We start from the raw sequence: 25,868 nt of genomic DNA, 5'->3' as shown, positions 1-25,868 counted from the left end.
ATAAAGGGGCTGCCGCATCATTGGCTTCAGACATATCATCTGTCCTGTTCCGGTCATCATGCAGCAACCACCTTGCTATTCATCTTTTACTTTTGCCCAGTACTGGTAATGTTCCTCTACAATCGCATAGATGCCGGCCGAATCCCTGTCCTGCAGAAGCTTCACGATTCTGCGGTGCAGGTCCAGGAAGTTTTCCACTTCCCCGTCCAGGAATATCCGGTCTATGGTCACCATACGGGAACGGCGGGTGATTTTGTCCACATAGTTGCAGATGGACTGGAGCATCACATTTTCCGTGATTCCCACAATGGCCATATGGAACTGTACATCCGCCTCATACAGGCTGCGCGCCTGGGGCTTATCCATATGGGCCTGGTACTCCAGCTCCTCCATGGCCTTCTCAATGGCTTCCATCTGAGTCTGCTCCAGGGATTTGGACCTCAGTTTATCCACAGCCAGCTGGAGGAGGCCCACATCAATCACCTTTCTCAGCTCCACAATCTGGCTGGTGGAATCCTTCTGCAGTATGATACCGTAAAGCACCGGATAAATCATCCTGCTGTCATATTCCTGACTCACAAAGGTGCCCTCCGCCCGCTTGATATGTACCACACCATATGCCTCTAACACCTTGATGGCTTCCCGGACCGAATTTCTTCCGGCCCCCATTGACTCCGACAATTCTGCTTCTGTAGGGATTTTGTCCCCTGGGTTTAGCTCTCCATTTATGATAGCATTGGTAATGTTGTCTACAATCTTATTAACAACTGACTGTCCTCCGACAGGTTCCTTTAAAAAACTGGTCTTTTCCATGCTGAACCTCCTTTGCTGCATACACCTGGCAGCCCTGCTTTGGCCGCCTATGTGCAGTGCTTACCGCCTCCGCTCAACCAGACCCGTCAGGGGCCTGGCGTGGCAGTCCACTTATCCATAAGTATACATCATATGTTGGTTCAGCGCAATCTTCTGTTCCCAGGCTAGGAAGGAATCAGGCACAGGGACAATGCCGGTATATATGTAATGCACAGCAGGGCCAGAAGGGACATAAGCAGTAACGGCACCATCTTTCGGCATATTTCCTCAAACTTAACCTTTCCGATATCAGCCGCAACATACAGATTGGGTCCTACCGGCGGCGTTACCTGGCCAATGGACAGGTTCAATACCAGGATGACGCCCAGCTGAATCATGTTGATATCCAGGGCCTTTGCGATAGGCATGATGATGGGAACCAGGATATAGAGGGCGCTTGTATTATCCATAACGCAGCCTGCGCACAGGAATACAATGTTGATGATAACCAGCATGATATACTTGTTATCTGTAAGGGCCAGGGCCATTTCCGTAAGGGAAGCAGCAATCCCCTGCTGAGTCAGTACCCAGGAGAAAATGCCTGCATTCATGATGATGAGAAGAATCATGCCCGTTGTCTTGGCAGTGGAAAACAGTGTCTCCTTAAGCTCCGCCAGGCGCAGCTCCTTATAGATAAAAATTCCCACTATCAGGCTGTAAACAACGGCAACCGCCGCTGCCTCCGTAGGTGTAAAAAGTCCCGAATAAATACCTCCCAGTACAATGACCGGGCTTAAAAGTCCCCATATTGTATCCAGGAACAGCCTGCCGATTTCCTTTAAGGATGCCCTCTGGGTTTCCCCCTTCCATCCGTTCTTCTTGGACTTAATGAACACCATAATACAGAGCATGAAGCCGAATATAAGTCCGGGTATAATACCTGACAGGAACAGGTCTCCAATGGATTCCCCTGTAATCATGCCATAGATAATGAATGTAATACTGGGAGGAATAACCGTTCCCAGGGAGCCCGATATAGCGGAAAGGGCGCTGGAAAATCCTGCGTCATATCCCTGGGCCACCATGGCCGGAATCAGGATGGATCCCATGGCTGCAACGGTTGCTGTGCCGGATCCGGAGATGGCCGCAAAGAACAGGGCTGCCACCACTGCCACATACCCCAGTCCGCCGTGAACCGGTCCGATGATGCTGTCCGCCAGGTTGATAAGGCGTTTGGAAATGCCTCCCTTGTCCATGATTGCGCCTGCAAGGACGAAAAGCGGAATGGTAAGAAGGGAAAATTTCTGAACAGTGGCCTGCATCATGGAAGGAATAACGCCCAGAGGGGCGCCTGAAAATATCAGGGTCAGTGCGCTGGACACGCCCAGCACAATGGCAATGGGAATGCCGAATCCAATCATCACTGCCATGGAACCAAATAGAATCGCTGCCGACATATTAATTTCCCTCCTTTGCTAATCTGATCTCATACTGTACCATACGGGCTATGGAAAAAACCGCTGACAATGGAATGGCGATTCCGATGGTCCACTGAGGCATCTCCAGAACGCCTGTAAGCAGATGATAGTGATACTGCCTGTAAACCATCTGTGCTCCCCATATAATCCAGATTCCATAGTTGGCAGAGCATAAAAGGAGCCTGCAGATACGGTAAACCTTACGTTTAGTTCCGGTGAATTTATCAGTCAGGTAATTAAAGCCCATGTGGGAATCTGTCTTAAACACACTGGCCGCGGCCAGGCAGCAGACCCACACAAACATGGTGGTCACCAGTTCCTGAGTAAATGACATGTTGAACCATGTAATCTTTCTTGAGAACACATTCATAAATGTGACAAAGGTCATAACAAGCAATGCGGCTGAACAGAGATATTCCTCAAAATTCTCCCAGAAGTCCTTTAACAATCCTTTTTCCTTCATAACGCCCCTCCTAATTCTTATAACCGCCGGTAAACAAGTCGATTACATCCTGTCCCACAGATTTTGCATAATCATCATAGATTCCGGCGCAGGCCTTCTGGAACTCCGCCTTCTGCTCCTCTGTCAGCTCTGTGATAACGGTGCCTCCGTCCTTCAGCTTCTGGATAATGACAGCCTCGTTGTCAGCCAGATAATCATTTCCCCAGTCCAGGGCTTCTGCCGCGCACTCCTTTACCAACTCCTGGTCCTCAGGGGACAGCTTGTTCATGGTCTTGCGGCTCATGACCCAGATGGTGGTATCCCTTACCCCGTCCCACAGGGTAACATACTGCTGTACCTCTGCAAATTTAGAAGAGTCAAAAACCGCGATTGGGTTCTCCTGCCCGTCTATGGTCTTCTGCTGAAGGGAGGTGTACACCTCTGAGAAATCCATGGCAGTGGGATTTGCCCCAAAGTAATTCCTGTACAGGTCAATGAAAATATTGGCGCCCGGCACACGGATATTCATGCCCTTCAGGTCCTCAGGCTTTGTGATCTCCTTCTTGCTGTTGGATATCTGTCTGGAACCGGCGTTATTGATGCCCAGCATTTCCATCTCCAGGTCATTGCACCAGCCGTTTACCACCTCATGCACCTTATCGCTGTGGCAGAACGCCAGCAGATCATCTGAATTAGGGAACAGGAACGGCAGCCAGAAGGAATAAAACTTCTTATCATAATTGGCAATGTTTGGCGGTGCGCAGGAGTGGATGTCAATGTTGCCGGCCTGTACCAGCTCGATGGCCTTTGTCAGGTCTCCGCCGGACAGTCCGCAGTTGGAATAAATGCTGACTTCAATCCTTCCGTCACTCCGCTCCTCCACCAGCTTCTTAAACTCCTGGGCAGTCAGGTCGCTGATGGACCCCGGACTCTGTGTATGGGTAAAATGAAGCACTACCTTCTTATCTCCGGCAGAACCGCAGGCCGTCATGGACAAAACCATGGCCGCAGCGCATATGACTGCCGCCGCCTTTTTTAACCTTTTAAACATACTTCCCTCTCCCTTCGTTGCGTGCACCCGGCCTCTGTGCTTTCGCTGCCTGTGCGCGATATGTTCTAACGCAGTACATTTCAAGTAATACATTCTAAGTAATAGATTCTAAGCAATATATTCTAAGCAATACATCCCAAGGAATCCCGTATATTACATTAGTCCCTTCTTAACAAGAGCGTCCTTTAGTGCAGCAGCGCCGAATCTCGGACTGGATAATACTACTTTACCATACTTTTCATGAATATACTCCTCACAGTAGGCCATGGATCCCTGGGCAAAGAGAATTACATCCACCTTGTCCGCAATGGTTCCCGCGTATTCACTCATAAGGGCCTTAAACTGTTCCTGGTCCAGGCCGAAGCCGCCGTCCACCAGCGCGTCCACCAGCTCCACCTGACGGTTCATCTCCCTGGCAACCCTTAAAATAGTGTTCTTTGTGGGATTCAGTGTAGTGGGAAGGGTTGCCATAACCCCGATTCTTTTTCCCTGCCTTACTGCCTCCCGGCACATCTCCTCATCCACACGCACAATGGGGATTCCCGTGTATCTGGCGATATCCTGGGCAGCATCCGCCACCTCGCCTACGGAAGAACAAAGATTTAAAATAGCGTCCGCTCCTTCCGAAACAGCTGTCATATACATGCCCACCAGCCTGGCTGCCGGAGGAGCCGTCACATAACCTGCGTCCCTGACCTCTGCCAGGATGGAAGGATCCTGGTAACTGGCCACCTCAGTCTCCCGGGGAAGGACATCCCCCACTTCCTTTTCTACTAATTCAATCAACTCCGGTGTTGTGCTTGTGTAAACCAATGCTACTTTCATGAATTATCCTCCTGATATACTTCTATTAGAACCAACATCCAACATCCTATGTTTTATGAGATAAATATACTACATCCTACGTTGGTTGTAAATTGTGAAAATGCACATGATTATAACACCTCTTTTATGCAGTTTTACTTATTAAAAATACAAAAAACATGGAAAGAACCTGCAAGTCAGGATCTCTTCCATGTTTTTCATTCTGCATCTCTCCCGCACTCCGGTACGTGAAGCCCTCATTGAACTGAGCAAAGTAGGTTTGGTGGAGATCCAGCCCCAAAGAGGAAGTTGTATCGCAAAGATTGTCTATGAACTGATTGGAGAATCCCGGTTCATGCGCCTGATGCTGGAGAATGCCGTGTTAAAGCTGGCCTGCGAAAGTATTTCACAGGAATATATGGACAAACTAAAAGAATATCTCAGGATGGAGACAATATCCTGAATACTGTGTGAAATAAAGAAGATTTCTCCCCAGGAGATACGGATGAAATATACCGGTATTTCCTGGGGATATTTTTATTTTTTTCCTCCCTTCTATTACATTCAGGTACTGCAAACTATTATAATGTAATAGAACATTATGTTATATTCTTATTGACTATTTTAATATAACGTTATATAATGTATTTATAAGACAAATAAAAACTACATATCTCTCAAAGGAGGCCCTATTTTTATGGAACTAAAAAAAATTATCGAGGAAATCAAAGCAGAGCGCCCGGAAGTCACCTCAGTCATCTTTGTAGGATGCGGCGCATCCCAGGCAGAGCTTTATCCGGCCAAGTACTTCTTAGAGGGCAATGCAAAAAAGCTGAGGACCAGTCTGTACACGGCCAATGAATTTGTACATGCCACTCCTGCGTGCGTGGGCAAAGAAAGTATTATCATTACCTGCTCCCTTGGCGGCAATACCCCCGAGACAGTGGAAGCCTCCAAAAAAGCCATGAATATGGGCGCTAAGGTAATAGCCATCACACATACCCCCGGTTCACCACTGGCTAACAGCGCACACTATGTGGTACTTCACGGATTTGAGAAGAATTATGCGGCCAAACTGGAAAAAATGACCTTCTGTCTGCAGCTGGCAGCTGAAATTCTCAATCAGTATGAAGGGTATGAACATTACCAAGATATGATGACCGGTTTTGCTAAGATCTTTGACTTAATAGAAGACGCAGTTTCCTTCGTAGTCCCTTCCGCAAAAAAGTTTGCAGAAAACTACAAGGATGCTCCTGTTATTTACGTTATGAGCTCCGGAGCTACCCATATGGTGGCCTATTCCTTCTCCATATGCCTTCTGATGGAAATGCAGTGGATCAATTCAGGCTCCTTCCATGACGGCGAATTTTTCCATGGTCCATTTGAAATCGTAGATAAGGATGTGCCCTTCCTTCTCCTGATGAACGACGGCAGTACCAGAGCATTGGATTCCAGAGCCCTGGACTTCCTGAACCGTTTCCAGGCCAAGACCACCCTGATTGATGCAAAGGATTTTGGATTAGGGTCCGTAATACCATCCACGGTCAAAGATTACTTCAACCCGATGCTGATTACCGCAGTGCTGCGGGTTTATGCAGAGCAGCTGGCAATCCTCAGGAATCATCCCTTGACCCAGAGAAGATACATGTGGAAACTGGAATACTAATTATCTTTCACATTCAAAAGGGCTTCCGGCTGCTGATGCTTTGCCGGAAGCCCTTTTTATGGAGGTAGGACTATGTCTAAATTATCCGGAAGGAATACTCTCTTATCCATGGCCGGTGCCACCGCGGGGGTATTCCTTTTTGCATTTTCATTCTGTGTGTTTCTGCGGCCTCTGGGGCTTTACAGCGGAGGTTTCACAGGCATTGCCCAAATCATACATCTGGTCTTTCAGGACATTCTCAAAATCCCGCTTCCCGGAGGAATCGACTGGACCGGAATCATTTTCTGGATGCTTAATATCCCCCTGTTCCTGTTATCCTATGTACTCATCAGCCATAGCTTTTTCTATAAGACAATTGTATGTGTATGCCTGCAGTCCCTCTTCATTGCGTTTATCCCATCGCCGGAGATTCCTGTGTTCACAGATCCACTTGCATCGGTCCTTGTGGGAGGTGCCATATCCGGCTTTGGAGTGGGTCTGACCCTGACCTGCGGCGGTTCAGGCGGCGGTGTGGATATAGTTGGAATCTACTGTACCAAGCGGTTTCCCAGGTTCAGCGTAGGCAGGATATCCATTTTGATTAATGTACTGATTTATCTGTTCTGCGCATTCCGGTACAATCTGGCCACAGCCGCATACTCTGCCCTCTTTGCCATCATTGCAGGGGTAGCCACAGATAAAATTCATTATCAGAACATCAAAGCCTGTGTCACAATCATCTCCCGGCATCCAGACATCCAGAATATAATACTTAACAACCTGCACCGTGGTGTCACAATCTGGAATGCCTCCGGCGGCTATACCGGCCAGTCCACCTATGTCTACATGACTGTCATTTCCAAAAACGAGATAGAACCATTAAGGCAACTGGTCCTCACTGCTGACCATAATGCTTTTATTGCCATCCAGAACAATATAGACGTCACCGGCCACTTTGAGAAGCGTTTTTAGAGAGGCTGGAACAAACACATACGTTTTTCATAGCGGGCGATTCTGTCAAAGCCCGCTTTTTTTACGAGGCCGAGGGCTTCTATGAAACCGCTTCCCACATCTTCCGGGAGATGCGCATCAGAACCAACTGTAATCACAGTGCCTCCAAGCTCTTTGTACAGCTTAAGGCATCTGATTCCAGGCATGGTTTCCCCTGCTCCCTGCCTCAGCCCTGATGTGTTGACCTCAATTCCCTTTCCCCTCTCAATGAGCGCGGTCAATACCTGAACTATCCTGTCCTCATATTTATCATAATCATCCGGAAGTCCCGCTTTCCTGCAATGACGCTTGTACAGATCCAAATGTCCCATACAGTCAAAATCCCCTGTCCGTGCCAGCTTCAGCAGGTGACTGTAATAAGCGTCCGCAATCTGCTGCCCCGTATCCTTCCGAAACTCCATCTGACTTAAGTCAATGTTATCAATCTTGTGCACGGAACCAATGAGATAGTCAAAGGGCCAGCTCTTTATAATGCCGGATGCCTTCTCCGGGTCCAGGTGAAGCTGCCCGAATTCCATAGCGCTGCGGATAATAAGCCGGCCTTCATACATCTGCCTGCATTTATCCAGTTCTTCAAAATAACGGATAAGATATCCCCGGTTAAAATATTTCCCGGTTATCCCGCCTGCGTAAAACTCATAGTGGTCTGTAAATGCGATCTCTTCTATACCCGCAGCCATGGCTGCATTGCACATTTCCTCCATGGTACCCTTGGCATCGGGGGAAATTGTGCTGTGGACGTGATAATCTGCAGTTTTATATTCCATGTTTTTTATTCCCTTTTATATTTAGTGGTCTGTATCATACATGTAATTTCCTGTAACAGTAAACAGGAGGAACCATCCTGTTCCTCCTGCTGATATATGACATTCTAATTATCTATCCCTTGACCGCACCAGAGGTAAGACCCCGGACAAACTGTTTCTGCATACACAGATAAAGTATGATCATTGGAAGGGATGCAATGGTGATGCCTGCCAGCATTACCACATAGTCCGATCTCATATCGCCTTTAAATGTCATCAAACCGATAGGAATGGTCATAATACTCTTACTCTCCAGGAACACATTGGCAAACAGGAACTCGTTCCATACGAAATTCAGGTTCACAATGGCGCAGGATGCAAAAATCGGCTTGCTGATAGGGACTATAATCTTTCTGAATATCTGAAAGCTGTTGTAGCCGTCAATAACTGCCGCTTCCTCCAGTTCCTTTGGTATACACATAAAATAAGCACGCATCAGGAATACGGTAAACGGTATCCTGAATGCCACATAGGGCAGGATAACCGCCCAATATGTATTATACAGGTGTGTGGCCTGAAGTATCTTATACAGAGGAACCAGTGCCACCTGCTCCGAGAGAGCCATGCCTCCTAATGTAATCAGGAATATCAGGTTTCCGAATCTGCTGTTGAATCTGGTTATGCCATAGGCCAGCAGGGAGCTTAGAAACAGAATGGATATAAGTGAAATGGAACTTACAATGACAGAATTTCCAAAGTATTTGTAAAGTCCTTTATTCCATGCTGATATATAGTTGGCAAACTGTACTTTCGCAGGCAGCGCCAGAGAATCGGTAAACAGTTCCACATTGGTCTTCAGCGAATTCATAATCAGCCAGGCTGCCGGCAGTATAATCACAAGCACTAACAGTATGAAGAATATATTCAAAAGTATGGTTACTGCTGTTCGTTTCTTCATATGCCTCTCCTTTCTACACTTCCCCAGACCTGGTGATCTTCATCTGAATCAGCGACAGCACCATGGTTACCATGAATATAAATACGCCGGTTACAGCAGCCATTCCCAAGTCATCGTGAAGGAATGCGTTCTGGTAAAGAAACACCCCCAATACCTGTGTACTGTTTCCTGGCCCTCCTCCTGTGGTGGAATATACCTCGGTAAACAACTTAAACGCTCCGATTACCGTGATGATTGAGCATACCAGAAGCTGCTCCTTTGCAAGAGGCAGTATGATATGGAGTGCACGTTTTACAGGTCCCGCGCCATCAATAGATGCTGCCTCGATATAATCATTGGGCACATTCTGTATGGCCACTACCATGAGAAGAGTGATATATCCGGTAAACTGCCACTGGCTCATGGCTATGATACAGTATATGGCAATCTTGGAATCTCCCAGCCATGAACGAGCCATATCCCCGTGTCCTATAGCTCTCAGAAATGAGTTGAGCATACCCAGGTCCGGCTGATAAATGAATGTAAACAGAATACCAACGGCTGTCAGAGAAATCAGGGCTGGTATATAATATATATTCCTGTACACATTGCGGAAGCGTCCTGTTGCCTTACTCTCAAGAAGAAGCGCGAGCAAAGTTCCGAAACCCACCTGAACAACGAGGGAAATAATACAGTACAGTCCGTTGTTCTTCAGCATGATAGGAAGGGTATCCTTAGTAAAAAAACGGATGTAATTACTGATACCCACAAATTTTGCCGAAGAGGAGTAGGATGACAAGCTGAAAAAGCTGTATACGATATTTGTTATGACCGGTATGTATACAAATACAAGTACCATAATAAGACCGGGAATCATATACAAATAAGGAGTGGATTTCTTCGTTCTCATAGCTTTTACCTACTTTCTTATGTTGCAGGGGGATGTTTCCACATCCCCCTATAGATTACTCTCACTTAGTCTGCCCGGATACAAGACTCTGGGCTTCTTTAGCGACTTTCTGTACTCTTGCCATTGCCTCCGCAGGTGTAATATCTCCATTTGTAAGGTCGGAAGCCGCTGTGAGATATTCATCACATGTTGTTGAATAAAGAGCGTTGTCAAACCATGGTCCCATGATTTTGGCTTCATTTACAACTTTATAACCGTCCAGCAGTTTCGTATCATTGACTCCTTCTGTCACATTTTTTGATGCGTTAAACCAGCCGATGGTCTGTGCCTGCTCCTTGCCCACTTCCGGTCCTAAGAACCATTTCAGAAACTCGATACATTCGTCCGGATACTTTGTTTTGGACGAAACCACAAATCCTTCCGGAACGCCAGTTAATATATCAGGGTTGCCTGGCCCTTCCACTACAGGGAATTTGAACATACCGTAATCCAGATCGGCGTTCAGGTCTGTAATATATGGAATCTCAATGAGTTCTGCATAGTACATAGCGGACTTGCCCATTGCAAAATTAGTTCTGGCCATGTCTGCTGCTGTACCGTTTACTGCATCGTTGCAATAGGGAATCAACTGCTGATAGCATTTTAATGCTTCTTCATAACCAGGATCGGTGAACTCTCCCTGGGCAGGATCAAAATCTTTCTCTCTCACCTCATCGCTTACAAGCATCTGGTTCAAACTGCCAATATAGTGTGCTGCCGGCCACTTTTCCTGATTTCCATAAGATATGGGAGTGACACCAGCCGCTTTCAGCTTATCACACACTTCAATGAGCTCATCCCATGTAGCCGGTGCCTTCAGGCCATTCTCTTCGAATATTTGTGTATTGTAGAAGAAAAGCTTGCAGTCAAGTCTGAATGGAATACCGTATGTAACACCATCCTTCGTATAGTTTACCAGCTGGGACTCCATGAGGGAATCTTTCCACTCCTTATCTGCTTCCAGGTATGGAGTAAGATCCATAATCAGGTTTTCTCTTAAAAACCGCTCCGAAAACTCGCCGCACCAGCTAAAGAAAATATCAGGAGCATCATTACCGCCAACCACTACTTTAATTTTCTCTTTGTATGGATCATTCTGGGCACTCTCAACTACAATGTCAATATCGGGATGCGCTTCCTCATATTCAGCAATCTTGCTTTCAATAAAGCCATTGAACGGTTCATCAGGAAATCTGTGGAAAAACTTTATGGTTTTCTTCGCTCCTGATGTCTGAGCAGCCTGAGTAACACCAGTGTCAGCTCCTGCCTCCGAAGAAGCCGTTGTGTCCTTCTTGTCATTACCGCCGCTGGGGGTAAATCCCGCACAAGCTGTAAGTGACATTGCCATGGTTCCTGCCAACAGGGCAGCCGCCGCTTTCTTAACAAACTTTCTCATAATAAACTCCTTTCGCCTCTTCATAATACTTTTTATATAATGCTTTACTCATTCTGAAACACTTTTCCAAACCCGAAGGATCCATCCTTCTGGCAGTTGCCTGCCGAGTAAACGGCTGCGCGGTACAGACTGGTTCTGACTGCCAAATCCTGATAGTCTGCAGCTGTCACTGTTCCTTTAGTTCCCGATGCTGCCGGGAAGTCCCTGGAGTCCTTCATGGCATCCACATAATTTATCAGGAAGCAGGTAATAAAGGAATCTCCCGCTCCCATGGTATCCACCGCCTCTACCAAACATGGTGACTGTTCATAGAGACGTCCGTCCACCATTACCAGCGCCCCCTTGGCTCCCCTGGTAGCAATAACAATATGTCTGCATCCGAATTTCCGAATCAGAGTCATCTGTTTCTCAATCTCGCTTCTGGGCATATCGCCGCAGGAGATGCTGGCACAGTCAACATATGGCGCACATTGTCTCAAATATTCCTCGTCTGCCCTGTCCGAAAAATCCATGGATACAAAGGATGATGCCTGGCGGAGCAACGGCAGCTCATCTTCTATATAACTGAAGATACTGGTATGTACAATGTCATAGCCGGCTATATAAGCCCTGTCCATTGCAGTCAGTTCCAGAGGATGTTCCCTTGACACTCCGCCTTTGTTTGAGCCGATGAACACCCGGTCCCCGTTGTCCAGACGCACCTCGGCATATCCGTTCTCTCCAGGATAAAAACGGCAGTGGGAGAGCTCCAGCCCAAGACCACGGATCGTATCATATACATGAGCGGCGGCCTCGTCATCTCCGAACACCCCCAGATAACCGGCTTCAATTCCGAACATCTTTGCATAGACTGCAAAATTCAATGCGTTTCCGCCCGGGTACATGGTGCGGATGTGCATATACTTATCCACCACGTTATCGCCCAATCCCAGTACTCTTAACATGTCCTCACCTCTTTGTTGATGTGTTTTAATTATCATGTAATCATTATATGACGTTATGTATATTTTGTAAACATAAAATGTGGTCCCATTCTAATTTTCGTATATTTAGCACATTAATTACGTATATTTTTGTGCTATTTATCCAAAAAAGCGAACTCCAATCGTCTGCACGCAAGGAATCCGCTTTATTAGTATACTTACCACTCACCATGGACTTCAAGTCAATACGTCATATAACCTCTCAACACTTTGTAAAACAGAGGATGTGGGATCCACTCTGTATCTGCCGTCTGTTATCTCCAGAGACAGGTAACCTTTATAAGAATACCGTGAAAACTCTTCCAGATACCCTTTCATATCCAGAACTCCATCCCCCCATGCCAGGTGTCCTCTGGGAGCACCGTCGATAAAATGCACATGGACCAGTTGCTCCCCGAATACCTTCAGGTAATCCTCCGGCCGCTCACCTGCCAATGCCATAGGAATTGTATCAATCATTGCCCCGATTGCCGGATGACTTAAATCCTCCATCATCCTCTTAAGAGTGGGCAGATTGTAGACCAGATTGCTTTCATCCCGGCGCAGCACCTCAAGGGCCAGTTTGATGCCGTAATCCCTGGCCATATCCCCCAGGGACATAAGACCTTCCCTGGCATATTTCCAGGCTTCATTTATATTACTATTATCCAGATATCCCCATCCAGTAGTCACCAGCATCTTATCCGTGCCTAATTCCGCTGCCGCACGCAGATTATCTTCGAAATACTTAAGACTGCGCCGCCTCTGTACCGTTGAGTCTGCCGCTAAATTCACAGGATAAATACATTGTTCGGGGGTATAGCACACCAGTGACAGGCCCCTTTCTTCAATCTGCTTTCTGACACGGCACACATCTGTGTACGTCATATCTTCCAAATGAAAATGCGGAGCTGCTCCCCACAGCTCCACATGCTCTACGCCGGCTCTGGCAGCGTCATCTAAGAATTTCTCCAGTGGATAATAGCCATATTGAATATTCATTACCGATATCTGGGATTTGCTGATTGTTATCATTCTCTATCCGCCTTTTCTCAAGCATTAACCATGACCGTCATCTTATAACGGTCCGGATTAATCACACTTTTACAATTGTGGACAGGATTTCCCTCCCGATCATAGCTGACATCTTTTACATAAAGCAGGGGCTTGTCGAGATCCACGCCCAGATGCTTGTGCTCAATCTCATTGGCCTGGCATATTCCAATCCGCTTAATGCCATTGTCCATAATTGTCCCATTCTCCGCCAATATCTGATAGATGGAGCCTGTGAGATCATGCCCTAAAAGGTATGCGAAACGAGCCGGAAAGTGATTTTCCTCAAGCATAACGGGAATCCCGTCGCAGGTCCGCACCCGCACAATCTTAATAATTTTCTCATGTTCCTGAATCTTCAGTTCCTCTGCGTCCACCATGGTGGCCTCTGCCAGTTCCGCAGACACCAACTGTGCCCCGGCCGTGTTTCCCTCTGCCAGACAGCTCTGAGTAAATCCCATGAAACCATTGATATTACGGCAAAGCTTTTTCTGCGACACAAAAGTTCCTATGCCCTGGCGCTTTACCAATATCTCCTCCTCCACCAATAATTCCACGGCTTTACGCACTGTTATCCTGCTGACGTCATACTCCCTGCTCAACTCTATCTCAGTAGGTATCCTGTCATTTTCTTTTAATTCTCCGTTGAGTATCTGATTCTGGATTACCTCCATCAGCTGCTGATACAAAGGGACGCTTGATTCCTTGTTCAGTTTTCCCATGATTCCGCCTCCATTGATTATGTCTGTATCATTATTATACGATACATGACCATATATAGCTTAAGTATACCATTGGGAAAGTATTCGTGCAACCGTTTCAAACATCCCTTTTCTCCTTGATTTCAATGCATTTTTGGAACTGCCAGCATACATTCTGAAGGGCCTGGTATTTTAGTAATCCAGCCTCCTATAATACCTTCTGATAGCCAAAGGATGCCGCCTGTTATACTCCAAATGCGTGGACACCCTCTGGAACGCAGAGCGCATCATAATCGGGCAGAGCATTCCCCTGAACTCGTCGCTGATCCCCTTAAGCTCAAACTCCTTGCTGTCAAACACAGTCACCTTGGCGCTGATCTTGTGGACAAAATTTTCCACCCTGTCCATAAGCGGACGCGTTTTATCCTCACCCTTAATTAAAATTACAGAGGTATCCCTGTCAATAACCTCCAATGTCCCGTGGAAGAAATTAGAGGCCGATATGGGCCTTGTGCGCATCCACTGCATTTCTTCCATGATACACATGCCATAGCAGACAGCCCAGTCCTCCAGATTGCCGGAACCAACCAGATACTGGATGGGCTCATCCTGATATGCCCTTGCATATTCTGCTGCTTTTTCATCCGCCTTCTTATAAATCTCCACCACATTCTCCGGCATATTCTTAAGTTCCTCAAAAAACTTCTCATACCGTGGAAACTGGCCTGCATGATACATGAAGCGCAGGGTCACGGTATACCAGAAATAATATCCGCCGCCTGTGGTGGTTATAAGATAATCTGATTTTTCATAGAGCGGACTGCCCTCCTTCTCCACATACCCTATAACCGCTGCTCCGATTTCGTGGGCCTTATCCACCGCTGCCACCACTTCCTTTGTATCACCGGAAATACTCTCGATAACTACCACGGAATCTTTGGAAAAATGGGGATTGTCCACCACACAGAAGTCCGCTGCGTTTTCGATGAACAGCGGGATGGTAGAACCTTCTTCCCTTACGATGTGGGCCATCTGGTTGGCATAGAGCACAGTACCCCCGATTCCGATATAGAAGATATTTTTATATCCTCTCTTTACCACCTCATCTACTGCTTTTTCTGTTGCTCCCACAATGCTGAGTCCGTTTTTGTGCTCCTGCAGAACCTTTGCCTCATCAAAATTAAACATAACAGCTCCTCCTTGACGTCATATATTGTTATGTATAACATATCATAACATCATGTAAAATACAAGATGAATTTGCTCATTGTCCATAAAAAATCATTTCAACAGGGCATAATAAAGCATTCATTTGGACATCAAAAAAGAGCTGCCAGCCCTGACACGTCATCACATGACCCGCCGGAACAAAAACAGCTCTCTTATCTCAAACCTACTCTAACGCAAACATAGACATGGCATTCAGCACATCCTGCTCCATTGCATCCACTGCCGCGTTAGCCAAATCATGGAAGTATTTGACTTCCTTCTCCTCCAGCAGTTTCTTCACTGCCTTCACGCCCGCGTTGGACATGTAGGAGAAATAGTTGATTTTACGGATACCGCAGCGGATCGCCCTCTGGGTATCCGCTACGCTGATGCCGGACCCTCCGTGCATAACCAGCGGAAGCCCTGTCAATTCCTTGATTTTCACAATCCGGTCAAAATCCAGCTTTGGCTTGGTTGCATAGAATCCGTGGACGGTTCCCACCGATGCTGCCAGGGCATCTATGCCCGTATCTTTTACATACCTGGCTGCCAGCTCAGGGTCTGTATACGCGTCGCTTACATCATTGATGGCAAAAGTTTTTCCCTCATGTCCCGTGACAATGCCTATCTCAGCCTCCACATCCGCGTTGCAGGCTTTTGCCATGGCCACTACTTCCCTGGTCATTGCCACGTTTTCCTCATAAGCAAGGGAGGAGCCGTCATACATGACAGCGGAAAAACCTAAATCCAGGGCTTTTCTCACATAGTCCAGGTCCTCGCCATGGTCCAGCATAACGCAGACAGGAACCCTGGCCTCCTTCGCCATACGCACCATGATGGGGCCGATGATATGAATGGGCATCTCGCACTCATGAAGCTGCGCGTGCTGGATAATAACTGGTTCTTCACGTTTCTCTGCCGCCCGTATAACCGCCATAAGAATTTCCAGATTCGGCGTGTCAAAGGCACCTATACAGCATTGCTTTTCTTCCGCATACCGCAGAACATGGTTCATATTTACTAACATCCGGCATTCTCCTTACTTTTCCTCATAGAGTTCAACGATGGCATCATCCCAGATTACAAATGCCAGGCGCACGCCAGGGCCGCAGTCAGCCGGCCCGAATATGATCCTCTGAGCCTGGGAGGCATAGTGGTCCAAATCGTCCACCCTGTAAGCCACATGGGGCTGCTTGGAAAGAATCTCCGGGAAGGGTGTTCCCTCCTCGAATTTCAGGTACTCTATCTTAAAATCATAGTCATCCACATTGCTTACCCAGAACTTCATGTCCTCGTTATATGTCATTCCCTCTTTTTTATTTAGGACCGGGATTCCTATATGCATATATTCTGCCGCCATGACCCATATCCTCCTCATCTTTCTCTTAAACTGATTTTTCCTTGTGCCGCCAGTACGTTCATAAACACCCTCTTATTTCTTCATATACGGCGTATTGCACGGTGCATTCCAGTAGTGCAGAAGCTCATCGTCCATCCTTGCCATGAACATCTGGAAGCCGGCCTGCTCCTGTACGGTGAGAAGCTCGCCCACATAATTGGACACAATCTCAATGTTCTTCTCCTTCAGGTAGGATACGCACCTGCGGTAAATGATAAACAGCTCCATCAGTGTGGTGGCGCCGGTTCCGTTGAGAATCAGCATGATTTTCTCGCCTTCCCTGATATCCAGGTCAGCCAGAAGGCCGTCCAGCATGATCTTGGCTGTTTCATCGGCTGACTTCATGGTCTGGCGTCCGCCGCCGCCCTCTCCGTGCTGTCCCATGCCGATTTCCATTTCATCCTCGCCCAGATCCGCGAGCAGGCTTCCGGTTGCCGGATGGGTCGCTCCTGATACAGCTACGGCCAGGGTAGCCATGTTATCTGCAAACCGCTGCGCAATGGCAGCCACTTCCTCCAGGCTCTTTCCCTCGGCAGCCGCTGCTCCTGCTATCTTATAGGTGGGGATACATCCCACCAGGCCTCTCCTGTCATCGGCGTTGGAGCGGGGCGCATTGGCAATATCCTCCTGTGTCACTACCTTGACCACATTTAATCCTTCCTTTGCGCATTTCTTCATGGTCAGGTTGCCGGTAAGCATGTCGCCTGCATGGTTTAAGACTATGTAGAGAACGCCCTTACCCTTGTCTGCCAGCTTTATGGCATCCAGGCAGGCCTGAGGTCCGGGAGCCGCGAAAACATCTCCCACCACGGAGATATCCACCATTCCTTCTCCCACAAATCCGCTGATAGCCGGCTCATGGCCGGATCCGCCCTGAGTCACAATAGTAACCCTGTCGGCTTCAGCCAGCTTATTGTTAATGATCATGCGGTTTTCACCCAGGGTCACCAGCTCCTTGTGTGCCTCGGCAAAGCCTTCTAACAGCTCCGGCGTCAGATTCTCAGGATTGTTTATAAATTTCTTCATCTTCATAATTTTTACCTCTCCCAACTTTATTTTATTGACCGCATCCGTATTCCATTCACTTCCGTATGCCGTCCACTTCCGTTACCTTCTATTTTCGTTACCGTCCACTTCCGTTACCTTCTACTTCTGTAACCGTCTACTTCAGTCCGTCACAAAGTCCTGCAAAAAACAGGGATGTGCTCACCGCACCCGCGTCCGGAGTGCCGATGGTCTTCTCCTTATAGCTTCTCGCCCTGCCATACTTGGACACATACTGTTCGCTTTCCTTTGCGCCCCTGGCCGCTGCCCCCTTGGCCGCCTCCAGCACAGCCATCACATCGTCCTTTGCTTTCTGGGCTGCTTCCACAGCAGGAATCAGGGCATCCATCATGGTCTTGTCCCCCACGCCTGCGTTAGTGATGTCTTCCATGGCCGACAGGCATTCCGTAAACATTTCCTTCAGAGTACCTGCATCAATGGGTTTATTCCCTTCCAGGGGACCTGACAGTCCTCCTATCATGGTTCCGTATAATGGACCTGCGCTTCCTCCTCCGATCTCCATGGTATTGTCTCCCAGGTCCTCCAGAAATGTCTCCACGTCATCGTCATCCCAGCCATCCAGGCTCTTCTCGATCAGACCGGCAATCTTTCCAATGGTAACGCCGTGGTCCCCGTCGCCGAATCTGGAATCAATTTCGCTGAGATAATCCTTGTTCTCATTCCAGACCTGGGCGGCTTTTCTGAACATTTTTGTAATTTCCGGTTTTGAAAGTAACATATGTAACCTCCTCTCATGCATTTTCCCCAAATTACTCATGATTTTAGATTAACATTTGTTAGTTCCTTTGTCAATTATTCATCGCTCCCATCTTTATTTTTTGCCCTAATGCACAAAAAATGCGCAGTCCCTTTAGCAAACTGCGCATTTATGGTTACGTATGTAACCCAATATTATTCTAACGCTTCCCTGACCACATGCTCCGGTGCAATAAAATGTTTCAGGTAACCGGTTTTTAAGGCTGCCCTGAATGCCTTTGGGCTGGTATTGGCAGAACAGATACCCACCACATGCCTTGTCCTGGTCAGAAGCTCCAGTGGAATCTGAATAGCGTAATCCGTATCTGACCGGATGATATGTCCCTGGCTGTCCATAAAATAATTCAGGATCCGCCCCACTGCCTTCTGCCTTATGAGCAGGTCTCCATATCTGGCCTCCGAAGCAAAATCCGGTACCGAAGGAAAATTCCCGATATTGACCAGCGCCACATCCAGTTTTTCCCAGACATGATATATCTCATGGTAGCTGTCCAGCTCTCTGGTCAGTTTCAGCTCCTGCTCAGAAAGCACGCAGGCCGGTGAATAGATAAATCTGGGCTGGGCCCCGCTGTGCTCCGCAATGGAACGCACCAGTTCATTGGAGTGGTAATTCTTAAGCCCCACGCCGCCGTTTCCTATGAGCGGGCAGACAAATGTTCCTATGGGCACCAGCTTCGCCTTCTGCTCCATATGCTTTACAACATCCCCTATGATATGGCCCCATCCAATGCCCAGGCTGGCGCCTCCCAGCTCTGACAGATAAGAGATGGCCGCCTCTGCCACAGCCTCATTGGTAGTCTGGTCATTTGGCCCTCCGGGTACAGCCACACCGTCATAAATCCCAAAGCAGCGTCCCACCAGTTCCATCAGTGACGGCGCGCCGCCGGATTCCCCCTTGGGTGCATTTATCCGGATGGTGACAATGCCCCGGTCCCGCGCTTCCTTCAAAAGCTTGCTGACCATGGGACGGGATATACCGTATCTGTCCGCAATCTCACTCTGGGTCCTGTCCTGCTCATAATACATTCTGGCCACATTGACCAGACGCTCTGTTTTCTTATCCATACTGCCTCTTATTCATATCGCCTGGACCTCTTTGGCATGTCACAAAAGCGTATACTCCAGCATCTCATACGCCAGCCTGCTGCCCTCATTGATATCACCAGGCAGAAGGGCCCTGGCCACGCATTTCTCATCGTCATCTAAAACATCCGTGCGCTTCAGATAAGCGTAATCCCCATCAATCCGTTCCACTCTGTAATCCACACGCTCAAACATGGCTGTATTCCACCTCCGCTTCCTATTTACGGCCGCAGCACTGGCGGTAACGCTTACCGCTGCCGCAGGGACAGGGCGCATCCGGGTCAATGCGGGCTGTCTTGGCGTCCAGCTCCACCCGGTTATAACCACAGCTTCCAACCGTCCTGGTTTCCTTCCATACCTGTTCCATGATTTCATCGAATCCATTCATCTTTTCCTGGGAATCCAGGTTCAGTCCGAAATGCTCCATGATGTCTTCCACTGCTTTTGGCGTTGTCCCCAGCCTTATGTGGTGATGGATGGAGGACGCTGCCTCCTGAGCAGTCTCCTCATCGCAGCCAACCATGGCCAGGAAAAATGCCTTCAGCGGACGGATATGCCTCTTAATCTCCACTGCTCCGGTTCTGGCAATCTCCTTTACCTGGGCGGCAGAAGGTATATAAAACTCCTTGCCCTTCTGATAATTCAAGACATCTTTATAGGCATCTGCCTGAACCAGATCCCAGTCAATCAACCGGCCGTCCCAATAAGCAAAATCAGTCCAGACCCCTTTCATCTCACGGCAAAGGCGGGTGATTTCCCCTGCATCTGCCTCACAGCCAACTGTCTTGCAGATTGTCTCCACCTGACCCGCGTCAGCGGCGCCGTAAAGGTATACTGCCGCCTTACAGCAGGCCCATACCTGGCTGCGGTAATGACGCTCAGACCGGAATTTCTCCGTATTCAGTTCATCATATGCCTCTGCCACATCCGAAGGAACAACTGCTGTGCCCATACTGGTAAACCCGCAGTAACCGCCGTAGTGCAGAAAACGGAGCGCTTCCAGGTCCCCCTGGTATTCCATTCCTCCGGCTGCTGCGGCCTTCTCAAACTCTGCCGCGGTTTCATCGCTTATGGTGCCGAAAAACTGACCCATGCGCCGGGAATCCAGCAGGGCTGCAGCCAGAGCCGGGGCCAGCTTATTCTTTCCCAGCTCATCGCATCCCCCAATATGGTGAACCTTGGCAATGCGCAGAAGCTCGGTCTTTTCAAACCTGGAAAACAGGTCCTCCAGCCTGTGGATTACCCTTGGGGCCGGCCTCTGTGTTTCCGGCTTTTCAGTATCCCGGAGGCCGGTTACCTGCTTGTGGGCTGCATGTTCCCGGGATGCATGTGCCTGTACCAAATGTTCCTGAGCCCCATGTTCCTGAGCCGCGTCCTCCTGTACCCCACGTTCCTGAGCTGCATTTTCCTGCCCGTCTCCCGCTCCGCCTTGTCCGAATGCCGGATGTGCCTTTAAATTGGCATTCACTTTATCCAAATCGTACTCTTCCATTCCCTGCCGGCTGGCCCATTCCTCCATCAAGTCATGCTCCTCAGCTTCAGGGTCAGCCAGCTGGTCCAACAGGTCATAGTAACCGCCTATGCCGCCGCAGTCCTCCGGAATATTGTCTCCCTTATACTTTAACACCTGGGGATAGCTGTATTCATACTCCACTTCCTTTTCCATGAGAATCTGGTGTTCCCATGCATCCCCGAAGTCGTAGGTATATATAAAACGGGGGTTCTCCGTTATGAGCGTTCCAATCTGTGTTCCTTCCTCCAGCACATCGCAGCTGCAAGACTCCATCAGATCGTCTTCCTCTCCCGGATCCCTTATTAGCAGCCCCAGTTTCTTAAACTCAAACTCGTGCAAATGGTAATCATACCAGCCAAAGGCCTCCTGAATCACCTGATGGAGCTGGCAAAACGTAAACTGCTCCGGCACCACCACGCGTCTCCATATAGGCGGTTTACTGCCTTTTATGGTAATTTTCAACTGATAACCTTTCATAAGGCCCTCCTTCGAATTTCAAATATTTGTATAAGCAGGCATCCCGTGCCGTAACAGGCAATATCCTTCCAGTCAAAAACAGAACCCAGGATAATCCTGGCCGCAGTGTTCCCCTGCAGCCCCAGCAGCTCTGCCAGACGGAAATACTGCAGCACCTCTACACATACCGCAAAAAGAAACACATATAACGGCAGCCGCTTCATGCCCCTTGGTACGAACACCCTGACAAAGCAGTACACCAGCACCACCACCAGCATATCCCCTATATAAGGTCTGATAATGCGATCGTGAACATACAGGGCGATAATTAATTCAATTATAAATACAATGATGCTTGCGGCCAGATATCCCCACCTGGCCCTGTATTTTTTCCCGCTATCCATTGGACCTCCATCTACCGTATGCCATTGAGTTCCTGATACATATCCTTGGCAAATGTGTCTGTCATGCCGCAGATATAATCCGTCACCAGCAGCAGACGCAGATACAGCCGTTCCTCCTCATCCCTGTCCCGGGCGCATATAGAATATATCATCTTATAATTGTCAGATATAAGGGAAACCAGCTTTTTCTGCACCTGGGTCATGGGCAGGTCCGTGTCGTAGGGAATCACAGCATCCACAAACCGGTCCAAAAGAAAATCAAATATTGTCTGTGCCGCTATCTCCAGTTTCAGGATGGGTCTGGTGCTGAACGCATACCGCAAAGCAATATCCCCCAGCGCTTCCATCAACAGCTCCACATCCGTACCTGCAAAAAGGTCTCTGGTATAGGTGCCCTCCATAATAGATTCATAGTTGCCGGCAAAACATTCCGTAACGCCTGAAATCATCTGTCCCTGAACGCTGATAATCCAGTTCTGCACCGCATACTGGTCCGGCCTGTCATATCCCTTACCCACGGCCTTCCCATACTTCTCCTCCAGCCATGACACAATCTGGACATAATGGTTTGTCTGGCTGCCGGCCTTATACGCCTTTAACTCAGCCAAAAGGCGTTCATAAGAAATACAGCCCTTCTTAACCGCATCCTCAATGTCCGCCGTCTTATAGGCAATATCATCCGCTGCTTCTAATATAAATGCCAACGGATGCCTTTTTCCCAATGTGCCGGTAGACTCCTGCACATCCTGGAAATTCTCCCTGTCGCCGTGGAAATATCCCATCTTCTTCGTTCGGATATCACCGCTGTCCTTGTCAATCTCCAGGGAAGATACCGGATACTTGATAATAGTTCCCAAGAGAGCTTTTGTCAAGTTCATGCCGTGCTCATCCACCAGGAAATGAAGCCTTGTCACCACCCTGAACGCCTGGGTATTGCCCTCAAAATGGCAGAAGTCCTGTACCATCTGGGGTTCCAGAATCTCCGCCAGGGTTCTCCCCTTAAATGTAAGTCTCTCCAGATTCTTCTTAAACCAATCCTGAATGGCTGTCTCGCCAAAGTGGCCAAAAGGGGGATTCCCGATATCGTGAATCAATCCGGCACACTGAAGAATGTCACACACCGCCGCCTTATGCTCCGGTGTAAAGGTTTCATCCTTGATAATAGTACGGATGCTCTCCGATATGTTCTGTCCCAGGGATTTGGCCAGGGATGAAACCTCCAGGGAGTGAGTCAGCCTGGTACGGATGAAATCACTCCTGTCCAGCGGAAACACCTGGGTCTTATCCTGGAGGCGCCGAAAGGATGCACTGCCGATAATACGGTGATAATCTTTCTCAAACTCTGTCCGCAGGTCCGTGGAGGACTGTTTCTTGTAACTGCGGATGCGGTCGTCGCAAAGCAGTGTCTGCCAATCCATACATACCTCCTTACTGCTTTCCCGCCTGAGTCCTGCCCCTTATAATCCATCAATCCCAGCAATAATACCGGGCCCTGACAGGACAAAACGCGGGATACGTTTCATTCTAGTATATCGGAAGTCGATTCCCCTGTCAAATATGCCTTTTATATGTCAGATTATGCCCTAAACATGCGTCTATATCTATTATCAACAAAATCGTGAAAAAAGCAACAAAAAACTGCATCTTTTGCAGTTGACATCCATTGTTATTTGTGATAGTTTTAAATGAGAAAAGCAAATGAATAGGTTCTTCGGGGCAGGGTGTAATTCCCTACCGGCGGTATAGTCCGCGACCCGCTGCATGCGGCTGATTTGGTGTGATTCCAAAACCGACAGTATAGTCTGGATGAGAGAAGACAATTTTGTTCCTATGAATATTGGGTGTTATCCCTTATTTATATTGACTATGAAGTTAATCTCAGGTTCCCCGGAACCTGAGATTTTTTGTTTCCTGGAACTTCATTCATTGCCGAACCACCGTATCAAAAGCACTTATCAAGGAGGATTTGCTATGAAAACAAAATGGAGTATTCAGAAACTAATTTACACCGGTATGCTGGCCGCAGTTGCCGGCGCCCTCATGTCACTGGAATTTTCCGTTCCAATGATGCCGCCCTTTTACAAGATTGACTTCAGCGATGTTCCGTCCATTATTGCCCTGTTCCTCATGGGGCCTGCTTCAGCTGCCTGGGTGGAAATCATTAAAATCATTATCAAGCTTATCACGGTAGGCACCAATTCCATGTATGTAGGGGAATTTGCCAATCTCATCGGAGTTGCATTGTTTGTAATCCCAATGTGGGCAGTTTACAAAAAAGGCGGGAAGACCCGCCGGGCAGCAATCGCGTCATTGGCTGTCAGCGTCCCCATCCGGACTCTGTTCGCCTGTTTCTGCAATGCATTTATCACCCTACCCCTTTATGCAGCGGCCATGGGACTCCCTCTGAACCAGGTGATTACCATGGTGGCCGCGGTCAATCCGGCCATCAGCGATCTGACCACCTTCATCTTTTTAGCTACCATTCCCTTCAACCTGATTAAGCTTGGACTTAACTGCTTTGTGGGATATCTGCTGTACACCAGACTGCTGGCAGTTTATCCGGCTGTGAGAACCGCGTGAGGAAATGCGGGTTAAAAAACAATCAGGAGGTTATACACATGATACGAAATTATCGGGACTTAACCCGGTTAGAGATGGAGCAGGTCAACAAGGATGAAACCATTGTACTGATTCCCCTGGGCGCGCTGGAGCAGCACGGAAACCAGGCGCCTCTGGGTACGGACGATATCATCGCAGAGGCCATGACAGACTATATACGCAGGGAGTTGGAAGGAGAGCCGTCATCTGAGGATTCAGATTTTCCCATGCTGGTATTTCCGGTCATCCCCGTAGGTCTGAGCACAGAACACAGGAACTTCTGCGGCTCCATTACATTGAAACCCGACACCTATTACCATATGCTGTATGATATCAGCACCAGCCTGGTACACCACGGGTTTAAGAAGCTGGCCTTTCTGGTGTGCCATGGAGGAAATGCCCCTATTGTACAGGTTTTGAGCAGGGAACTTCGCAGTGAGTTCGGCATCTCTCCCTTCATTCTTTCATCCGGGGCCTTTAGCCATCCGGATGTGACGGCCACCATTTCAGAGGGAAATATCTGGGACTTCCATGGAGGCGAGATGGAAACCTCCATGGTCATGGCCGTGGACCCGTCCCTGGTAAAGTTAGATACCTCAGAGGCAGGAATTCCAATTGCATTTAAAGACAATCAGGCACTGAGGCCTTATGGAAACGTATCCATTGGCTGGGTGTCCGAGGACTGGAAAACAGCAGACGGCAAACCCATAGGAATCGGCGGAGACCCGTCAGGCGCCACGGCTGAAAAAGGACGGATTATTCTGGAAACCAGCGCCAAAGTGCTGGTGCCGGGGCTTAGAGAGATTCGGGCATGGAAAGGGTGAGGGAGGCCCGCGTTCTTTATACCCTATAACAGTTTTATGGCAAAGGTGGGTGTTCGCCCACCTTTCTTGTTGCGTGTTGTTAGTTATAGCTAATGTTTATGATTCAAACTATACTGTTTTCTTAGAAAAAGGGGAATGATGTTTTGACTAAACGTAATCCTGAATTTGGCGGATTCTCAGCTTGCTTCGCTGTGAGGACGGAGACTGACCGGAAAGGAAAAGCCACTCCGCCCGCGAGGACGGAGACTGACTGGGCTCAGACTTATACGGCCGCCCTCCACGGATTTCAACCCACTCCGCCCGCGAGGACGGAGACTGGTAGGCGCATTCTGCCAGACGTACGATGTGACGATTTCAACCCACTCCGCCCGCGAGGACGGAGACAGGTGACGGGGTTCCTATTGGTTCCGGCATTGACATTTCAACCCACTCCGCCCGCGAGGACGGAGACATACCGGTTTACCAGAATCCAGACATCCGGTAAATTTCAACCCACTCCGCCCGCGAGGACGGAGACTACTGTTATCCCCTGATACATCAGATAATATAGGATTTCAACCCACTCCGCCCGCGAGGACGGAGACCGGGGGCCGA

At 48.4% G+C, this 25,868-nt stretch carries 27 protein-coding genes, 1 CRISPR repeat array and 1 riboswitch (1 of these 29 running past the window's edge); of the genes, 5 read left to right on the top strand and 22 right to left on the bottom strand.

Annotated features, from left to right (window positions below; translation table 11 throughout):
- Positions 1–75 precede the first annotated feature (75 nt).
- From CGC65_RS03055 to CGC65_RS03035, 5 genes are all read right to left on the bottom strand, one after another.
- Positions 76–813 carry a FadR/GntR family transcriptional regulator gene (locus CGC65_RS03055; protein ID WP_002568406.1) on the bottom strand — a complete coding sequence of 246 codons (738 nt, stop codon included), beginning with the start codon at positions 811–813 and terminating at the stop codon, positions 76–78.
- Between the two features lie 164 nt (positions 814–977).
- Entirely contained in the window at positions 978–2,249 is a 1,272-nt protein-coding gene (locus CGC65_RS03050; RefSeq protein WP_002568407.1) for a TRAP transporter large permease, read from the bottom strand.
- Position 2,250: 1 nt separating this feature from the next.
- Complete coding sequence (locus CGC65_RS03045) at positions 2,251–2,733, bottom strand: TRAP transporter small permease (protein WP_002568408.1); 483 nt, start codon at positions 2,731–2,733, stop codon at positions 2,251–2,253.
- Between the two features lie 10 nt (positions 2,734–2,743).
- A complete protein-coding gene (locus CGC65_RS03040; protein ID WP_002568409.1) occupies positions 2,744–3,763 on the bottom strand; it encodes a DctP family TRAP transporter solute-binding subunit in 1,020 nt (339 codons plus the stop codon).
- A gap of 153 nt (positions 3,764–3,916) precedes the next feature.
- A complete protein-coding gene (locus CGC65_RS03035) occupies positions 3,917–4,588 on the bottom strand; it encodes an aspartate/glutamate racemase family protein (protein ID WP_002568410.1) in 672 nt (223 codons plus the stop codon).
- 190 nt (positions 4,589–4,778) lie between these two features.
- On the opposite strand from CGC65_RS03035, the gene CGC65_RS03030 reads away from it, so the two are divergent.
- The 3 genes from CGC65_RS03030 (at position 4,779) to CGC65_RS03020 (ending at position 7,184) form a co-directional block, all read left to right on the top strand.
- On the top strand, positions 4,779–5,030 hold the full coding sequence (locus CGC65_RS03030) for a GntR family transcriptional regulator (RefSeq protein WP_002568411.1): 252 nt from the start codon (positions 4,779–4,781) through the stop codon (positions 5,028–5,030).
- A 234-nt stretch (positions 5,031–5,264) separates the two neighbouring features.
- Positions 5,265–6,233: an SIS domain-containing protein gene (locus CGC65_RS03025; RefSeq protein WP_002568412.1), complete on the top strand. Its 969-nt coding sequence runs from the start codon at positions 5,265–5,267 to the stop codon at positions 6,231–6,233.
- Positions 6,234–6,305: 72 nt separating this feature from the next.
- Positions 6,306–7,184 (top strand): YitT family protein, encoded by an 879-nt coding sequence (locus CGC65_RS03020; protein ID WP_002568413.1) that lies wholly within the window; start codon positions 6,306–6,308, stop codon positions 7,182–7,184.
- On the opposite strand, the gene CGC65_RS03015 is transcribed toward CGC65_RS03020, so the two are convergent.
- The 17 genes from CGC65_RS03015 to CGC65_RS02935 form a co-directional block, all read right to left on the bottom strand.
- Positions 7,181–7,990: a histidinol-phosphatase HisJ family protein gene (locus CGC65_RS03015; protein ID WP_002568414.1), complete on the bottom strand. Its 810-nt coding sequence runs from the start codon at positions 7,988–7,990 to the stop codon at positions 7,181–7,183. The genes CGC65_RS03020 and CGC65_RS03015 overlap by 4 nt on opposite strands.
- A 112-nt stretch (positions 7,991–8,102) precedes the next feature.
- Positions 8,103–8,927 carry a carbohydrate ABC transporter permease gene (locus tag CGC65_RS03010; RefSeq protein ID WP_002568415.1) on the bottom strand — a complete coding sequence of 275 codons (825 nt, stop codon included), beginning with the start codon at positions 8,925–8,927 and terminating at the stop codon, positions 8,103–8,105.
- A gap of 13 nt (positions 8,928–8,940) precedes the next feature.
- On the bottom strand, positions 8,941–9,816 hold the full coding sequence (locus CGC65_RS03005) for a carbohydrate ABC transporter permease (protein ID WP_002568416.1): 876 nt from the start codon (positions 9,814–9,816) through the stop codon (positions 8,941–8,943).
- 61 nt (positions 9,817–9,877) lie between these two features.
- Positions 9,878–11,251, bottom strand: a complete 1,374-nt coding sequence (locus tag CGC65_RS03000; RefSeq protein ID WP_002568417.1) for an ABC transporter substrate-binding protein — start codon at positions 11,249–11,251, stop codon at positions 9,878–9,880.
- Between the two features lie 44 nt (positions 11,252–11,295).
- Positions 11,296–12,195 carry a PfkB family carbohydrate kinase gene (locus CGC65_RS02995; protein ID WP_002568418.1) on the bottom strand — a complete coding sequence of 300 codons (900 nt, stop codon included), beginning with the start codon at positions 12,193–12,195 and terminating at the stop codon, positions 11,296–11,298.
- 216 nt (positions 12,196–12,411) lie between these two features.
- Positions 12,412–13,248, bottom strand: a complete 837-nt coding sequence (locus CGC65_RS02990; RefSeq protein WP_002568419.1) for a sugar phosphate isomerase/epimerase family protein — start codon at positions 13,246–13,248, stop codon at positions 12,412–12,414.
- 17 nt (positions 13,249–13,265) lie between these two features.
- Positions 13,266–13,988 (bottom strand): GntR family transcriptional regulator, encoded by a 723-nt coding sequence (locus CGC65_RS02985; protein WP_002568420.1) that lies wholly within the window; start codon positions 13,986–13,988, stop codon positions 13,266–13,268.
- 171 nt (positions 13,989–14,159) lie between these two features.
- Entirely contained in the window at positions 14,160–15,155 is a 996-nt protein-coding gene (locus CGC65_RS02980) for an SIS domain-containing protein (RefSeq protein WP_002568421.1), read from the bottom strand.
- A 205-nt stretch (positions 15,156–15,360) separates the two neighbouring features.
- Positions 15,361–16,203 carry a class II fructose-bisphosphate aldolase gene (locus tag CGC65_RS02975; RefSeq protein ID WP_002568422.1) on the bottom strand — a complete coding sequence of 281 codons (843 nt, stop codon included), beginning with the start codon at positions 16,201–16,203 and terminating at the stop codon, positions 15,361–15,363.
- 12 nt (positions 16,204–16,215) lie between these two features.
- Positions 16,216–16,536: a hypothetical protein gene (locus CGC65_RS02970; protein WP_002568423.1), complete on the bottom strand. Its 321-nt coding sequence runs from the start codon at positions 16,534–16,536 to the stop codon at positions 16,216–16,218.
- Between the two features lie 72 nt (positions 16,537–16,608).
- Entirely contained in the window at positions 16,609–17,607 is a 999-nt protein-coding gene (locus CGC65_RS02965; RefSeq protein ID WP_002568424.1) for a dihydroxyacetone kinase subunit DhaK, read from the bottom strand.
- A gap of 130 nt (positions 17,608–17,737) precedes the next feature.
- A complete protein-coding gene (locus CGC65_RS02960; protein ID WP_002568425.1) occupies positions 17,738–18,358 on the bottom strand; it encodes a DAK2 domain-containing protein in 621 nt (206 codons plus the stop codon).
- A 173-nt stretch (positions 18,359–18,531) separates the two neighbouring features.
- Positions 18,532–19,461, bottom strand: a complete 930-nt coding sequence (locus CGC65_RS02955) for a sugar-binding transcriptional regulator (RefSeq protein ID WP_002568426.1) — start codon at positions 19,459–19,461, stop codon at positions 18,532–18,534.
- 39 nt (positions 19,462–19,500) lie between these two features.
- Positions 19,501–19,674 carry a hypothetical protein gene (locus CGC65_RS02950; protein WP_002568427.1) on the bottom strand — a complete coding sequence of 58 codons (174 nt, stop codon included), beginning with the start codon at positions 19,672–19,674 and terminating at the stop codon, positions 19,501–19,503.
- Between the two features lie 22 nt (positions 19,675–19,696).
- A complete protein-coding gene (locus CGC65_RS02945; protein ID WP_002568428.1) occupies positions 19,697–21,469 on the bottom strand; it encodes an IS1096 element passenger TnpR family protein in 1,773 nt (590 codons plus the stop codon).
- On the bottom strand, positions 21,466–21,852 hold the full coding sequence (locus CGC65_RS02940; protein WP_002568429.1) for a ribosomal maturation YjgA family protein: 387 nt from the start codon (positions 21,850–21,852) through the stop codon (positions 21,466–21,468). The genes CGC65_RS02945 and CGC65_RS02940 overlap by 4 nt, the downstream gene beginning before the upstream one ends.
- A gap of 11 nt (positions 21,853–21,863) precedes the next feature.
- Entirely contained in the window at positions 21,864–23,270 is a 1,407-nt protein-coding gene (locus CGC65_RS02935; RefSeq protein WP_002568430.1) for a deoxyguanosinetriphosphate triphosphohydrolase, read from the bottom strand.
- A 285-nt stretch (positions 23,271–23,555) separates the two neighbouring features.
- Positions 23,556–23,674: riboswitch (FMN riboswitch) on the top strand.
- Positions 23,675–23,823: 149 nt separating this feature from the next.
- Between CGC65_RS02935 and CGC65_RS02930 the strand changes: the two genes are divergently transcribed.
- Together CGC65_RS02930 and CGC65_RS02925 are read left to right on the top strand one after the other, a co-directional pair.
- Complete coding sequence (locus tag CGC65_RS02930) at positions 23,824–24,432, top strand: ECF transporter S component (RefSeq protein WP_002568431.1); 609 nt, start codon at positions 23,824–23,826, stop codon at positions 24,430–24,432.
- Positions 24,433–24,470: 38 nt separating this feature from the next.
- Positions 24,471–25,274, top strand: coding sequence for a creatininase family protein (locus tag CGC65_RS02925; protein ID WP_002568432.1), 804 nt, complete (start codon positions 24,471–24,473; stop codon positions 25,272–25,274).
- Between the two features lie 214 nt (positions 25,275–25,488).
- Positions 25,489–25,868: direct repeats of the CRISPR family, unit length 33 nt; unit sequence ATTTCAACCCACTCCGCCCGCGAGGACGGAGAC; it runs 463 nt beyond the window's last position.

This window comes from Enterocloster bolteae (assembly GCF_002234575.2).
GTDB lineage: Bacteria > Bacillota > Clostridia > Lachnospirales > Lachnospiraceae > Enterocloster > Enterocloster bolteae.
This window is presented reverse-complemented; position numbering and strand designations above follow the sequence as displayed.

What these genes read in the sequence shown, in the direction of transcription:
- CGC65_RS03055 (WP_002568406.1), bottom strand. Translation starts at nt 813, where the DNA reads ATGGAAAAGACCAGTTTTTTAAAGGAACCTGTCGGAGGACAGTCAGTT.
- CGC65_RS03050 (WP_002568407.1), bottom strand. Translation starts at nt 2,249, where the DNA reads ATGTCGGCAGCGATTCTATTTGGTTCCATGGCAGTGATGATTGGATTC.
- CGC65_RS03045 (WP_002568408.1), bottom strand. Translation starts at nt 2,733, where the DNA reads ATGAAGGAAAAAGGATTGTTAAAGGACTTCTGGGAGAATTTTGAGGAA.
- CGC65_RS03040 (WP_002568409.1), bottom strand. Translation starts at nt 3,763, where the DNA reads ATGTTTAAAAGGTTAAAAAAGGCGGCGGCAGTCATATGCGCTGCGGCC.
- CGC65_RS03035 (WP_002568410.1), bottom strand. Translation starts at nt 4,588, where the DNA reads ATGAAAGTAGCATTGGTTTACACAAGCACAACACCGGAGTTGATTGAA.
- CGC65_RS03030 (WP_002568411.1), top strand. Translation starts at nt 4,779, where the DNA reads ATGTTTTTCATTCTGCATCTCTCCCGCACTCCGGTACGTGAAGCCCTC.
- CGC65_RS03025 (WP_002568412.1), top strand. Translation starts at nt 5,265, where the DNA reads ATGGAACTAAAAAAAATTATCGAGGAAATCAAAGCAGAGCGCCCGGAA.
- CGC65_RS03020 (WP_002568413.1), top strand. Translation starts at nt 6,306, where the DNA reads ATGTCTAAATTATCCGGAAGGAATACTCTCTTATCCATGGCCGGTGCC.
- CGC65_RS03015 (WP_002568414.1), bottom strand. Translation starts at nt 7,990, where the DNA reads ATGGAATATAAAACTGCAGATTATCACGTCCACAGCACAATTTCCCCC.
- CGC65_RS03010 (WP_002568415.1), bottom strand. Translation starts at nt 8,927, where the DNA reads ATGAAGAAACGAACAGCAGTAACCATACTTTTGAATATATTCTTCATA.
- CGC65_RS03005 (WP_002568416.1), bottom strand. Translation starts at nt 9,816, where the DNA reads ATGAGAACGAAGAAATCCACTCCTTATTTGTATATGATTCCCGGTCTT.
- CGC65_RS03000 (WP_002568417.1), bottom strand. Translation starts at nt 11,251, where the DNA reads ATGAGAAAGTTTGTTAAGAAAGCGGCGGCTGCCCTGTTGGCAGGAACC.
- CGC65_RS02995 (WP_002568418.1), bottom strand. Translation starts at nt 12,195, where the DNA reads ATGTTAAGAGTACTGGGATTGGGCGATAACGTGGTGGATAAGTATATG.
- CGC65_RS02990 (WP_002568419.1), bottom strand. Translation starts at nt 13,248, where the DNA reads ATGATAACAATCAGCAAATCCCAGATATCGGTAATGAATATTCAATAT.
- CGC65_RS02985 (WP_002568420.1), bottom strand. Translation starts at nt 13,988, where the DNA reads ATGGGAAAACTGAACAAGGAATCAAGCGTCCCTTTGTATCAGCAGCTG.
- CGC65_RS02980 (WP_002568421.1), bottom strand. Translation starts at nt 15,155, where the DNA reads ATGTTTAATTTTGATGAGGCAAAGGTTCTGCAGGAGCACAAAAACGGA.
- CGC65_RS02975 (WP_002568422.1), bottom strand. Translation starts at nt 16,203, where the DNA reads ATGTTAGTAAATATGAACCATGTTCTGCGGTATGCGGAAGAAAAGCAA.
- CGC65_RS02970 (WP_002568423.1), bottom strand. Translation starts at nt 16,536, where the DNA reads ATGGCGGCAGAATATATGCATATAGGAATCCCGGTCCTAAATAAAAAA.
- CGC65_RS02965 (WP_002568424.1), bottom strand. Translation starts at nt 17,607, where the DNA reads ATGAAGATGAAGAAATTTATAAACAATCCTGAGAATCTGACGCCGGAG.
- CGC65_RS02960 (WP_002568425.1), bottom strand. Translation starts at nt 18,358, where the DNA reads ATGTTACTTTCAAAACCGGAAATTACAAAAATGTTCAGAAAAGCCGCC.
- CGC65_RS02955 (WP_002568426.1), bottom strand. Translation starts at nt 19,461, where the DNA reads ATGGATAAGAAAACAGAGCGTCTGGTCAATGTGGCCAGAATGTATTAT.
- CGC65_RS02950 (WP_002568427.1), bottom strand. Translation starts at nt 19,674, where the DNA reads ATGTTTGAGCGTGTGGATTACAGAGTGGAACGGATTGATGGGGATTAC.
- CGC65_RS02945 (WP_002568428.1), bottom strand. Translation starts at nt 21,469, where the DNA reads ATGAAAGGTTATCAGTTGAAAATTACCATAAAAGGCAGTAAACCGCCT.
- CGC65_RS02940 (WP_002568429.1), bottom strand. Translation starts at nt 21,852, where the DNA reads ATGGATAGCGGGAAAAAATACAGGGCCAGGTGGGGATATCTGGCCGCA.
- CGC65_RS02935 (WP_002568430.1), bottom strand. Translation starts at nt 23,270, where the DNA reads ATGGATTGGCAGACACTGCTTTGCGACGACCGCATCCGCAGTTACAAG.
- CGC65_RS02930 (WP_002568431.1), top strand. Translation starts at nt 23,824, where the DNA reads ATGAAAACAAAATGGAGTATTCAGAAACTAATTTACACCGGTATGCTG.
- CGC65_RS02925 (WP_002568432.1), top strand. Translation starts at nt 24,471, where the DNA reads ATGATACGAAATTATCGGGACTTAACCCGGTTAGAGATGGAGCAGGTC.